Origin of the sequence: Pseudomonas sp. R62 (assembly GCF_000257605.1) — a bacterium.
Taxonomy (GTDB): Bacteria; Pseudomonadota; Gammaproteobacteria; order Pseudomonadales; family Pseudomonadaceae; genus Aquipseudomonas; species Aquipseudomonas atacamensis.
In genome coordinates this window covers 1,985,057-1,997,619 of the sequence record NZ_JH635998.1, presented here as the reverse complement: position 1 = coordinate 1,997,619, position 12,563 = coordinate 1,985,057, and the positions used below count along the sequence as shown (strand labels likewise).

Here is a 12,563-nt window from a genome sequence, read left to right as displayed (position 1 = left end):
CCGAGTTTTCTGCAAACCGCGCATGCCTTGTTGGACGGGCTGCTCAGTGGCGAGTTGCCGGCCAAGGTTTGGATATCTTTGGTGGTGCTGATCAAGGGCTACCTGATCGGCATCGTCCTCGCGTTCGCCCTGACGACATTGGCGGTCTCGACCCAGTTGGGACGTGATCTGCTCAGCACCATGACTTCGATGTTCAATCCGTTGCCGGCGATTGCCCTTCTGCCGCTGGCGCTGCTCTGGTTCGGATTGGGGCAGAACAGTCTGATTTTCGTGCTGGTGCATTCGGTGCTGTGGGCGCTGGCGCTGAACACCTATGCCGGATTTCTCGGCGTCTCCGAGACGCTGCGCATGGCCGGGCGCAATTATGGTCTCAAGGGGTTGCGCCTTGTGTTGTTCATACTGATCCCGGCGGCACTGCCGTCGATTCTCGCCGGTTTGAAGATTGGCTGGGCGTTTGCCTGGCGCACCTTGATCGCAGCCGAATTGGTGTTTGGCGCAACCAGTGGCAAGGGCGGGCTGGGCTGGTACATCTTCCAGAATCGCAATGAGCTGTACACCGACAAGGTGTTTGCCGGGTTGGCGGTGGTGATCCTGATTGGTCTGCTGGTGGAGAATCTGGTGTTTGCCACCCTTGAGCGGGTGACCGTCAAGCGCTGGGGTATGCAGCGCTGACCTGAAAAGATCGCAGCCTTCGGCAGCTCCTACATGGGAAAACCATCCTCTGTAGGAGCTGCCGCAGGCTGCGATCTTTTGATCTGCTAGCATTGCGCCCGGATCAATCCAGATCAGCCAAGAGTGCTCAGCATGCAACTCCCGGACATGAACCTTCTGGTCGCCCTCGATGCCTTGCTCGACGAGGGCAGTGTGGTCGGCGCGGCGCGGCGGATGAACCTCAGCCCGGCGGCCATGAGCCGCACGCTGACGCGGATTCGCGAAGCCATCGGCGATCCGATTCTGGTGCGCGCCGGGCGTGGCCTGGTGCCGACCCCCAAGGCCCTCGAACTGCGCGAACAGGTGCGCGACGTGGTCGAGCAGGCGGCGCTGCTGTTTCGCTCCGCCGATAGCGTCGAACTGGGCACCTTGCGTCGACGCTTCAGCATTCGCGCCAATGATTTCTTCGTCGGCGTTTACGGCGGCAAGCTGTTCGATACCCTCGACCAACTCGCCCCGCATTGCGAATTGCGCTTCGTCCCGGAAGGCGATGGCGACGATGAAGCGCTACGCGAAGGGCGCATCGATCTGAGCGTCAGCAACACTCGTCCGCTTACGCCGGAAGTGAAAGTGCAGAACCTGTTCTCCACGCATTTCGTCGGCCTGGTGCGCGAGAATCATCCGTTGCTCGATGGCGAAATCACCGCTGAGCGCTACGCCGGTTTTTCCCACATCAGCATGTCGCGACGTGGCATCGCTCGCGGCCCGATCGACACGGCGTTGAATGCGTTGGGGCTGGAGCGCCGGGTGGCGGTGATCGCGCCGAGTTTCCATGCAGCAATGTTTGCCTTGCCCGACTCCGACCTGATCCTGCCGGTGCCCAAAGAAGCACTGCTCAGCGTGCGGCGGCTGGGCCTGAAACTGCGTTCATTCGATCTGCCGATTCCGCTGCCTATGCTGATGCTGACCCAGGCCTGGCACCCGCGCTTCGACAAGGACCCGGCCCACCGCTGGCTGCGTGAAACCCTCAAGACCTGCTGCGATGAAACGTGGCTGGCGGCACAGCCATAAATCATCAGACACCATCGAATCCTGTGGGAGCGAGCCTGCTCGCGAAGGCGTCGAATCAGTCACCTCAATGGCGACTGGTCCACCGCTTTCGCGAGCAGGCTCGCTCCCACATAGGCATTTACCGTTGTGTCTGATGCACTTATAACCTGCCAATAAGTCAATTTTCGTCAGCATCAAGCCCCACTAAAATGCTCCGGTATTTTTACCCCCGGAGCTTTTCATTCATGACATCCCTGACGGTTCCGGCGCCTCTCGCCGCGACCAGCCCGGCGACGGCGGCTGCGCCACCGGTGTTCGGGGCGCGGATCATCATTGGTCTGGTAGGCGTGCTGTTGGCCGTGCTGGTCTCGGGCCTCAACGAGATGGTCACCAAAGTCGCACTCGCCGATATTCGCGGCGCGCTGCACATCGGCTATGACGAAGGCACCTGGCTGGTTGCCAGCTACACGGCCACGTCGGTCGCGGCCATGGCCTTCGCGCCGTGGTGCTCGGTGACCTTCTCGCTGCGCCGCTTCACCCTCTGCGCGATCGGCCTGTTTACCTTGCTCGGCGTGCTGTGCCCGTTCGCCCCGAACTACGAAAGTCTGCTGCTGATGCGCATCCTCCAAGGCCTCGCCGGCGGTGCATTGCCGCCGATGCTGATGACCGTCGCACTGCGCTTTCTCCCAGCGAACATCAAACTGTACGGATTGGCCGGCTACGCACTGACCGCGACTTTCGGCCCGGGACTCGGCACGCCGCTGGCCGGTCTGTGGACTGAATACGTCGGCTGGCAATGGACGTTCTGGCAGATCATCGTGCCGTGCCTGATCGCGATGGCCGCAGTGGCTTACGGATTGCCCCAGGATCCGCTGCGGCTGGAACGTCTCAAGACGTTCAACTGGAAAGGCCTGCTGCTGGGCTTTCCAGCGATCTGCATGCTGGTGATCGGTCTGTTGCAGGGCAATCGACTGGACTGGTTCGAGTCGAATCTGATCTGTGGATTACTCGGTGCCGGTTCGCTGCTGCTGGTGGCTTTTATGATCAATGAATGGTCGCAGCCGATTCCGTTTTTCAAGCTGCAGATGCTCGGCATCCGCAACCTGCTGTTCGCCCTGATCACCCTCGCCGGGGTGTTGATCGTGCTGCTGGCGGTGGTGTTGATTCCGTCGAGTTATCTGGCCCAGGTGCAGGGTTATCGTCCTGCGCAAACCGCGCCGATCATGCTCATTGCCGCGCTGCCGCAGTTGATCGCGCTGCCATTGGTGGCGGCGCTATGCAACTTGCGCTGGGTCGATTGCCGCTGGGTGCTCGGCATGGGTCTGAGCATGCTCGCGCTGTCCTGCCTCGGCGGTTCACACCTGACTTCGGCGTGGATTCGCGATGACTTCTACGTCCTGCAATGGCTGCAGATTTTCGGCCAGCCGATGGCGGTGTTGCCACTGCTGATGTTGTCGACCGGCAGTATCACGCCGATGGAAGGGCCGTTCGCGTCGGCGTGGTTCAACACCGTCAAAGGCCTGGCTGCCGTGGTTGCCACCGGCGTCATCGAAGCGCTGACCACCGCGCGCCTGCATTTCCATTCAACCATGTTGGTCGACAGCCTCGGCAATTCGCCGCTGGCCGATCACAGCGATCCGGGCCTCGCTCACCGCGTGCACGAGCAGGCGGTGGTGCTGACTTCGTCCGATTTGTACCTGTGCATGGCCGGCGTCGCTGTGGCGTTGATCCTGCTGATTTTCTGGCTGCCGACGCGGATTTATCCGCCGCGCGCGCCGACCTGATCGCTGTACTGAAACTGAAGGTTTTTTATGACTCAATCCAAGCAAAAACTCGCGGTGGCCGTGGCTGCCGCGCTGGCGGTGGGCGTGCTGGTGTACCTGGCAATGCCCGGGCTGTTCGGCCAACGCACCGAGCAAACCACCAACGACGCCTTCGTCTCCGCCGACTACACGCTGGTGGTGCCGCGCGTGGCCGGGTTCATCAAGCAGGTGCTGGTCGAAGACAACCAGCAGGTCAAGGCCGGGCAGTTGCTGGCGCTGATCGATGACCGTGATCTGCGCGCAGCGGCGGAAGCGGCGGATGCGCAAACCCTGGTCGCGCGGGCGCAGTTGCAGAACGCCAACGCGACTCTCGAGCGGCAGGCGTCGCTGATTGCTCAGGCGCAGGCCACCGTGGTCTCGGCCAAAGCGGAAATGGCTTTTGCGCAGCAGGAACTGAACCGCTACAACCACCTCGCCGGTGTCGGTGCCGGTACCGTGCAGAACGCGCAGCAGGCGCGCACGCGCATCGATCAGGCCTCGGCGCGCCTCGACACCGCGACGGCGAAACTGGCGGCCGAACGCAAACAAGTCGAAATCCTCACTGCCCAGCGCAACGCCGCTGAAGGCAATCTGAAACACGCGCAGGCGGCACTGGAAATCGCCAGTTTCAACCTCTCTTACACGCGCATTACCGCGCCGCAGGACGGCATGATCGGCGAGCGCGCGGTGCGTGTCGGTGCCTACGTCACCCCGGGCAGCAAACTGTTGGCGGTGGTGCCGTTGCAGCAGGCTTATGTGGTGGCCAATTTTCAGGAAACCCAGTTGACCGACGTGCAGCCCGGGCAGGATGTGCAAGTGCGGGTCGACAGCCTTGGCGGCGAAGCCTTGAGCGGTCGCGTCGAGAGCATTGCGCCGGCAACTGGCGTGACCTTCGCGGCGGTGAAACCGGATAACGCCACCGGTAATTTCACCAAGGTTGTGCAACGGATTCCGGTGAAGATCGTGCTGGAACCGGGCCAGCCACTGGCTGAGCGCTTGCGGGTGGGGATGTCGGTCGAGGCGAGCATTGATACCGCCAGCTCAAAGGCGTCCGGGCGCGAGGTGACGCAGCGATGATCGGTGTTGAATCGGCTGCCGCCTTCGCGAGCAGGCTCGCTCCCACATTTTTTAATGCGTTCCCCCCTGTGGGAGCGAGCCTGCTCGCGAAAAAGCCAGTGGCAGCAGCTAACCTTCAGTGCCTTGCTCACGATGAGTCTCACCGCCTGCACTGTCGGCCCAGACTTCCAGAAACCCGAAGCCCCTCAGCCTGCCGACTGGGCCAAACCCGCCAGGTCCGCCCCAAGCCAGGCCGTCAGCGAACCGCTGAACGAACGCTGGTGGGAAACCTTCCACGACCCGCAACTTTCCGCGCTCACCCAGCGCGCGCTGAACAGCAACCTCGACCTGCAACTGGCCAGCAGCCGCCTGCAACAAAGCCGCGCCGCGCGTCAGGTGATCACCGCCGAGCGCTATCCGCACAGCTCTGCCACCGGCAGCTACGGGCGCAAACGCAACAGTGGCAAAGGCTTGAACGATCCATCGGGAAATAACGGCGACGAGGCTTTCAATCTGTGGGATGCCGGTTTCTCCGCCTCATGGGAACTGGACTTCTGGGGTCGCGTGCGCCGTGAAACCGAAGCCGCTGATGCCAATCTCGAAGTGGCAGAAAACGACCGTCGTGACGTACTGCTGACGGTGCTTGCCGACACCGCGCAAAACTACATTCAGCTGCGCGGGGTGCAGAACGCCCGCGCCGTCACCGAGCAGAACCTCGACGTCGCTCGCCACAGCCTGAAACTCTCGCAGTTGCGGCTGGCCGATGGCGTGGCCACCGACCTGGACGTCGCCGAAGCCGCCGCGCAAGTCGCCGCCATCGAGGCACGGCTGCCGGCGCTCGAGCAGCGTCAGGCGCAACTGATCAACGCGATCAGTCTGCTGATGGGCGAACAGCCGCAGGCCCTCGCTCAAGCGTTATCCACAGACGCGGCAGTGCCGCAGTCGCCACTGCAAGTCGCCATCGGCCTGCCGTCGCAATTGGCCGAACGCCGCCCCGATATCCGCCAGGCCGAAGCGCGTCTGCACGCCGCCACCGCCAACATCGGCGTGGCCGAGGGCGATTTCTATCCGCGCATCACCCTGTCCGGCAACCTCGGTTCCCAGGCCATGCAGCTGAGCGATTTCGGTTCATGGGGCTCGCGTGCCTTTGCCATCGGCCCGCAATTCAGCTTGCCGTTGTTCGACGGCGGACGCCTGCGCGGCATGCTGCAACTGCGCGAAGCCCAGCAACAAGAAGCGGCCATCGCCTACCAGCAAACCGTGCTGCGCGCCTGGCATGAAATCGACGATCAACTGACCGCCTACAACGCCAGCCAGCGCCGTCGCGACAGCCTCGCCGAAGCCGTGCATCAGAACCAGATCGCCCTGCGTACTGCGCAACAGCAATACATCGAAGGCGTGGTCGATTTCGTCAACGTCCTCACCGTGCAAAGCGCCTTGCTCGCCACGCAGGAACAATGGGTGGAAAGCTCGACCGGCGTTTCCCTGGCGATGATCGGTTTGTACAAGGCGCTCGGCGGCGGATGGCAGTCGGTTTATCCGGCAGCGCAACTGGCCGCAGGCTCACTTGACGTCGCCAGACCCTGAACCCGCCGCGACAGCTATGATCAACTCCACTGCAGCGAACGGCGCAACGCCGGACCTGAATTGCAGAGGAGTTGCATCATGGAAAATCCGCAGCACAGTCTACCGGCCCTGTTCAAACAACTCGGCCTCGATGACGATCCGACCGGCATCGACCAATTCATCGCCAGCCATTCGCCGCTCAAGCCGGATTTGCATCTGGCTGACGCGTTTTTCTGGACGGCAGGTCAGGCGCAGTTTCTGCGCGAGGAGATTCTGGATGATGCGGACTGGGCGGAGGTGGTGGATCAGTTGAATGTGATGTTGCGTAAGGGGCGGGCTGATTACTTCGGCTGAGGCCAAGTCCGTGCCGTATGCACCAGCGCCATGATCCAGACGGCATCTCTCTCCGTTTGATAGACAAGACGGTAACTGGGATGCGGAATCAGCTCACGCGTACCGGCAATGATGCCGGCACGGCCAATCAACGGATTGTCGGAAAGGCGATGAACCGCTTCGCTGAAGCGCAGATCCATTTCGATGGCCGCTCTTGGGTTGGCGGCCTGCAAGTAGTCCCAAATGTCTGCACGATCCTGTGCGGCGGCTGGCGTCCATATGATTTTCATAGGTGATCTTCTGCCTGCCTGCGCTTTGCCGCGAACGCTGCTTCTACGTCTTCGTTGTTCAATCCGTCTCCGGCACGTACGGATTCCCGAGCGATTTCAACCTTGCGTTGCAGGAACGCTTCATATTCGCGGGCCTCTCGCTGGGTTTGAACATACTGACGCATCATGTCTCGCATGATTTGCGACGCCGGCCGGTGTGCCGCTTCGGCTTCCGCCATGAACTCCTCCCGCAGCTCCGGCTCCAGTTTCATTGTGAAAACGGCTTGTTTTGACATGTTGGGCTCCTGAATTTGGTGATGACAACGTATATACCTTGTCAGTATCGATGGAGAAAGCTTTGAGTCAGATAGGGCGACTAACGGAGAGATTTGTTTCAAAACTTGACTGAAATTCCCCTCCAATGCGATATTGATAGTTAGCAAACTAACAGTGTCCGTTATCCCGTGTCCGATTCCCTCGACAGTCTCCAGATGAACATCAGCAGCGCCATGGTGGTGGCCGCCCGGCATTGGCGGAAGATCTGCCAGACCACGCTGGTCAACTATGGAATTTCCGAAGCCTGCGCCGTGCCCTTGTTGATGATCGGCCGCTTGGGCGAGGGCGTGCGTCAGGTACAAGTCGCCCAGGCTGCGGGGATGGAGAGTCCTTCGCTGGTGCGCTTGCTCGATCAGCTGTGCCACGCCGGTTACGTCTGTCGCACCGAAGATGCGCAGGATCGCCGGGCCAAGTGCCTGAGCCTGACCGATACCGGCCGCGAGCTGGTGCAGGCGGTGGAGGCCGAGCTGGTGCGCTTGCGTCATGAGGTGCTGGAAGGCATCGAGCGCAGCGATCTGGAAGCTACGCTTCGGGTACTGAGGGCTTTTGAGGCGGCGAGTTCGCCTGTGGTGGTCAATTCTTGAACGGTTTTTTCACTGGCATGCCGCCGGCCCGTGACTGGTTTTACGGGGTCCGTACCTTTGCAGCGTCGATGATTGCGTTGTACATCGCCTTGCTCATGCAAATGCCGCGTCCGTATTGGGCGATGGCCACGGTGTACATTGTCTCCAGCCCGTTTCTCGGCCCGACCAGTTCCAAAGCGCTATACCGCGCGGCGGGCACTTTCCTGGGCGCGGCGGCGGCGGTGCTGTTCGTGCCGATGTTCGTACAGAGCCCCTATGTGCTGGTGGTGGTGATCGCGTTGTGGACCGGCATTCTGCTGTTCATGTCCCTGCATCTGCGCACGGCCAACAGCTATGCGCTGATGCTGGCCGGCTACACCTTGCCGCTGATTGCCCTGCCGGTGGTCGATAATCCGCTGGCGGTGTGGGACGTGGCCGAGGCGCGTACCGAAGAGATTTTCCTTGGCATCGCCGTCGCTGCGGTGGTCGGTGCGATGTTCTGGCCGCGACGGCTGGCGCCGGTGTTCAACGATGCCGTGAGCAAGTGGTTCGCCGATGCGACGAGCTACAGCCTGAAGTTTCTCAGCCGCGATGTGCAGCCGGAAGAAGTCACCGCGCTGCGCATGGCCATGGTCGCCAACTTCAACAGCCTCGAGTTGATGATCGGCCAGTTGCCCCACGAAGGCGCGCGGCCACAAACCGTGCGCAACACCAAGGAACTGCGCGGGCGGATGATTCACCTGTTGCCGGTGATCGATGCCCTTGAGGATTCGCTGTACGCCCTCGAACGCCGCACCCCGGAACTGGTGGAAAAATTCCAGCCGTTGCTGACCGCGACCCGGGAATGGCTGGCCTACGCGGACGCCAACCTTGAGCGCTGGCAAGCACTCAGAGATCAACTCGACGCGTTGCAACCGAGCGCCGAAGCGCTGGAGGAGCGCAAACAGTTGCTGTTCTCCAACGCGATCTACCGCCTCGGTGAATTCATCGATCTGTGGCAGGACTGTCGCAGCCTGCAGGATGCGATTCTGTGCGAGCGCCAGGACAGCTGGCGCGCGGTCTACCGGCATTGGCGCCTGGGCCGGTTGACGCCGTTCATCGATCGCGGACTGATGCTCTACTCGGTGACCTCGACCATTCTGGCGATCATCGTTGCTTCGGTGCTGTGGATCCTGCTCGGCTGGCCGGACGGCGGCAGCGCGGTGATCCTGGCAGCGGTGGCGTGCAGCTTCTTTGCCTCGATGGACGACCCGGCGCCGCAGATTTACCGGTTCTTTTTCTGGACCGGGATGTCGGTGCTGTTCGCCAGCCTTTATCTGTTTCTGATTCTGCCCAACCTGCACGACTTCCCGATGCTGGTGCTGGCGTTTGCCGTGCCGTTCATTTGCGTCGGCACGCTGACCGTGCAGCCGCGATTCTACCTCGGCATGCTGCTGACGCTGGTCAATACCTCGTCGTTCATCAGTATTCAGGGCGCCTACGACGCTGACTTTTTTGCCTTTGCCAACTCCAACCTCGCCGGGCCGCTGGGGCTGTTGTTCGCTTTCATCTGGACGCTGGTGGCGCGACCGTTCGGCGCCGAGCTGGCGGCCAAGCGTCTGACCCGGTTCAGCTGGAAAGACATTGTCAGCATGACCGAGCCAGCCAGCCTCGCCGAGCATCGGCATTTGGGCGTGCAGCTGCTCGATCGGCTGATGCAGCACCTGCCGCGTCTGGCCCTGACCGGTCAGGACACCGGTATTGCCATGCGTGAAGTGCGTGTCGGTCTGAATATGCTCGATCTGCTTGCCTACACCCCGCGCGTCACCGGCGTGCCAAACGCCCTGTTGCGACAAGTGGTGGGCGAGGTCGGTGAGTATTTTCGCGCGTGCCTCAAAGCCGACGAACGCCTGCCGGCACCGAGCGGTCTGCTGATGACCCTTGATCGCACCCGACGTGCGCTGAACGGCCAGGGCGACGATGAAACCCGTCGACACCTGCTGCACGCCTTGAGCGGTCTGCGTCTGGCCTTGCTGCCCGGCGTCGAGTTCGTCTCCAGCGCCGAGCCCGAAGAACCGCTGCCCGATGGAGCGCCCCTATGATCGGTGATCTGGATATCAGCGGCATTTTCCTGCCGACCCTGCTGGTGCTGATGGGCATTACTTACGTGCTGTTTTTGTTGGTGCATGGCGTGCTGCAACGCCTGCACTTTTACCGTCTGGTCTGGCACCGGGCATTGTTCAACGTGGCGCTCTACGCCGTGCTGCTGTACGGCGTGGACTCACTCAGTCGATACCTGATGACATGAAAAAACCGTTTCTGACCATCGGTCGCGTGGTTCTGACCCTGCTGATCGTGACTTTTGCCGTTGTCCTCGTCTGGCGCATGGTGATGTATTACATGTTCGCGCCGTGGACCCGCGACGGCCACATTCGCGCCGACATCATCCAGATCGCCCCTGACGTTTCCGGGCTGATCCAGCAGGTCGAGGTAAAGGACAACCAGTTGATCAAACGTGGCCAGGTGCTGTTCAGCATCGACCAGGACCGCTTCAAGCTGGCCCTGCGCCAGGCCAAGGCCGCCGTTGCCGATCGCGAAGAAACCCTCGCCCAGGCGCAGCGTGAAGCCAAGCGTAACCGTGGCCTCGGCAATCTGGTGCCGGCCGAACAGCTGGAAGAAAGCCAGTCGCGCGTCGCCCGTGCACAGTCGGCATTGGCCGAAGCCTTGGTGGCGGTCGATAGTGCGCAGCTCAACCTTGATCGTTCGGTGATCCGCAGCCCGGTCGACGGTTACGTCAACGACCGCGCGCCGCGTCCGCAGGAATTCGTCACCGCCGGGCGCCCGGTGTTGTCGGTGGTCGACAGCAACTCCTTCCACATCGACGGCTATTTTGAAGAAACCAAACTCGACGGCATCCACGTCGGGCAATCGGTGGATATCCGCGTGATCGGTGACCGCGCGCGGTTGCGCGGACATGTCGAAAGTATCGTCGCCGGCATCGAAGACCGCGACCGCACCAGCGGCAGCAACCTGCTGCCCAACGTCAACCCGGCGTTCAGTTGGGTACGCCTGGCGCAGCGGATTCCGGTGCGCATCGCTTTTGATGAGGTGCCGGCCGACTTCCGCATGATCGCCGGGCGTACCGCCACCGTGTCGATCATCGACGACCAGCATGAGGAGCCGCAGCCATGAGCAGGGCCTGGTTGATCGCCGGGTTGGGCGTGATGCTCTCGGCCTGTCAGATGGTCGGCCCGGATTATCAGGTGCCCGCCGACGCGGCGGTGCAGCGCAAGGATATTCAGGGCGAGCTGGCAGTCGCCGGCAAACCGGTGGTCTCGGCGCCGGTGCCGACCGACTGGTGGCGGCTGTATAAAGACCCGCGCCTTGATCAACTGGTGCAGCAGGCCATGGCTTCCAATACCGACCTGCGCGTGGCGGCGGCGAACCTGTCGCGGGCACGTGCTCAGGTGGATGAAGCCGAGGCCGCTGGTGGCTGGAGCGGCGGGGTGAAAATGGGCGCGCAACGTTTGCAGGAATCCGGTCAGGCGTTCCTGCTGCCGGAGAAAGTCCCGGTGGCCAATATTGCCGATATCGGCATCAGCGCTTCGTACCAGTTCGACCTGTGGGGCACCTTGCAACGCGGCATCGAAGCGGCCAAAGCCAATGCCGATGCGACTCAGGCCGCAGCCGACACGGCGCGCATCACCTTGGTGGCGGACGTGGTTCGTGCTTACACCCAGGTCTGCGCAGCCAACGAAGAGCGGGAAATCGCCGAGCACTCTCTCGATCTGCAATCGCAGAGCACCACGCTGATCCAGCGCCTGCGCGATGCCGGGCGTGGTGACGAGACTCAGGTCACCCGTTCGCAGACCCAATTCAAATCCCTGCGCGCCGACTTGCCGCGCTATGAAGCCGCGCGTCAGGCCGGGCTGTTCCGTCTGTCGATGCTGCTGGCCAAACCGGTCGAACAGTTGCCGGCAGGTACCGCCAGTTGCGCCGAGTTGCCGAAGATCGCGCAACTGGTGCCGGTCGGTGACGGCGCCGCGCTGCTCAAGCGCCGCCCGGATATTCGTCAGGCCGAGCGGCGTCTCGCAGCGGCAACCGCCGGCATCGGCATCGCCACCGGTGAGCTGTACCCGGACATCAGCATCGGCGCGACCATCGGCACCGTCGGCATCATTGATGACCTTGGCGACCCGTCGACCAACCGCTGGGGCTTTGGCCCGTCGCTGAGCTGGAAAGTACCGACCAACGGCGCCCGTGCGCGCATTCGTGAAGCCGAGGCCAACACTCAAGGCGCGCTGGCGCATTTCGACGGCGTGGTGCTCAACGCCATCCGCGAGACCCAGACCGGTCTGGCCCAGTACAGCGCGCTGCTGCAACGCCGCGATGCGCTGGCCGAAGCCGAACAGTCGGCGAAGCTCGCGGCCGAGCAGACGCACCGCTTCTTCCAGGCCGGCCGCGAGTCGTTCCTTGCCGACCTGCAAGCAACCCGCACCTACACCGATGTCACCGCGCAACTGGCCGCCGCCAACACCCAGGTCGCGATGAGCCAGATCGATTTGTTCCTCGCCCTGGGCGGTGGCTGGGAAAGCGGACGAACGAACACCTCGAGCGCCAGCAAACCCTGAGGCCGTTGCTATGCTTTGAAGTGTTGGAGGGGCGCCCCATGCCAAGCGCTCCTGCAATGCACATTGCTCGTGCTGGCCCAGGGGAAACCAATAATGAAAAACCCTTACGCTCTCGGCTTCTGGTGCGCTCTGGTGGCACTGGTGCTGCTCTCGGCCACGTATTTCTACGGGATCATGCTGGCCCACCAGATCGATACGGCGATGATCTTCCTCGACAGCGCCGTTGCACTGATCGCAGTGATGGCGATCGTCGTCGTCGCGTGGACCTCGATTCAGCTGCAACGGGTCAAGAAGCGCCAGCTCGAACGGGGCAGGATGCTCGTGCTG

Annotated in this window: 13 protein-coding genes and 1 pseudogene; 12 read left to right on the top strand and 2 right to left on the bottom strand. The window is 62.3% G+C overall.

Translation table 11 applies throughout. The features are described from left to right. The 6 genes from OQK_RS10075 to OQK_RS10050 all read left to right on the top strand — a co-directional run. A partial coding sequence (locus OQK_RS10075) for an ABC transporter permease (protein WP_038860818.1) occupies window positions 1-672 on the top strand: 672 nt, incomplete at its 5' end. A 132-nt stretch (window positions 673-804) separates the two neighbouring features. Continuing rightward, a complete protein-coding gene (locus tag OQK_RS10070; RefSeq protein ID WP_016772273.1) occupies window positions 805-1,722 on the top strand; it encodes a LysR family transcriptional regulator in 918 nt (305 codons plus the stop codon). A gap of 224 nt (window positions 1,723-1,946) precedes the next feature. After that, complete coding sequence (locus OQK_RS10065; protein WP_016772272.1) at window positions 1,947-3,485, top strand: MFS transporter; 1,539 nt, start codon at window positions 1,947-1,949, stop codon at window positions 3,483-3,485. Window positions 3,486-3,512: 27 nt separating this feature from the next. After that, a complete protein-coding gene (locus OQK_RS10060) occupies window positions 3,513-4,580 on the top strand; it encodes an HlyD family secretion protein (RefSeq protein ID WP_016772271.1) in 1,068 nt (355 codons plus the stop codon). 54 nt (window positions 4,581-4,634) lie between these two features. Beyond that, window positions 4,635-6,146 (top strand): efflux transporter outer membrane subunit, encoded by a 1,512-nt coding sequence (locus OQK_RS10055; RefSeq protein ID WP_050977852.1) that lies wholly within the window; start codon window positions 4,635-4,637, stop codon window positions 6,144-6,146. 78 nt (window positions 6,147-6,224) lie between these two features. Continuing rightward, entirely contained in the window at window positions 6,225-6,479 is a 255-nt protein-coding gene (locus OQK_RS10050) for a DUF2789 domain-containing protein (protein ID WP_016772269.1), read from the top strand. On the opposite strand, the gene OQK_RS10045 is transcribed toward OQK_RS10050, so the two are convergent. Together OQK_RS10045 and OQK_RS10040 are read right to left on the bottom strand one after the other, a co-directional pair. Beyond that, complete coding sequence (locus OQK_RS10045) at window positions 6,467-6,748, bottom strand: type II toxin-antitoxin system RelE/ParE family toxin (RefSeq protein ID WP_016772268.1); 282 nt, start codon at window positions 6,746-6,748, stop codon at window positions 6,467-6,469. The two genes, OQK_RS10050 and OQK_RS10045, sit on opposite strands and share 13 nt — an antisense overlap. Next, the gene (locus OQK_RS10040) at window positions 6,745-7,023 is read right to left on the bottom strand and encodes a hypothetical protein (RefSeq protein WP_016772267.1); all 279 of its coding nucleotides are present in this window, start codon (window positions 7,021-7,023) and stop codon (window positions 6,745-6,747) included. The genes OQK_RS10045 and OQK_RS10040 overlap by 4 nt, the downstream gene beginning before the upstream one ends. Before the next feature lie 195 nt (window positions 7,024-7,218). On the opposite strand from OQK_RS10040, the gene OQK_RS10035 reads away from it, so the two are divergent. From OQK_RS10035 to OQK_RS10010, 6 genes and pseudogenes are all read left to right on the top strand, one after another. Beyond that, window positions 7,219-7,647, top strand: coding sequence for a MarR family winged helix-turn-helix transcriptional regulator (locus OQK_RS10035; protein ID WP_016772266.1), 429 nt, complete (start codon window positions 7,219-7,221; stop codon window positions 7,645-7,647). After that, on the top strand, window positions 7,644-9,707 hold the full coding sequence (locus tag OQK_RS10030) for an FUSC family protein (protein ID WP_016772265.1): 2,064 nt from the start codon (window positions 7,644-7,646) through the stop codon (window positions 9,705-9,707). The genes OQK_RS10035 and OQK_RS10030 overlap by 4 nt, the downstream gene beginning before the upstream one ends. Continuing rightward, complete coding sequence (locus OQK_RS10025) at window positions 9,704-9,913, top strand: DUF1656 domain-containing protein (RefSeq protein WP_016772264.1); 210 nt, start codon at window positions 9,704-9,706, stop codon at window positions 9,911-9,913. The genes OQK_RS10030 and OQK_RS10025 overlap by 4 nt, the downstream gene beginning before the upstream one ends. Further along, entirely contained in the window at window positions 9,910-10,797 is an 888-nt protein-coding gene (locus OQK_RS10020; protein ID WP_016772263.1) for an efflux RND transporter periplasmic adaptor subunit, read from the top strand. Before OQK_RS10025 ends, OQK_RS10020 begins: the two co-directional genes overlap by 4 nt. Next, entirely contained in the window at window positions 10,794-12,236 is a 1,443-nt protein-coding gene (locus OQK_RS10015) for an efflux transporter outer membrane subunit (protein ID WP_016772262.1), read from the top strand. The genes OQK_RS10020 and OQK_RS10015 overlap by 4 nt, the downstream gene beginning before the upstream one ends. A 93-nt stretch (window positions 12,237-12,329) precedes the next feature. After that, a pseudogene (locus OQK_RS10010) lies at window positions 12,330-12,563 on the top strand (NADH:ubiquinone oxidoreductase subunit N); the annotation flags it as partial.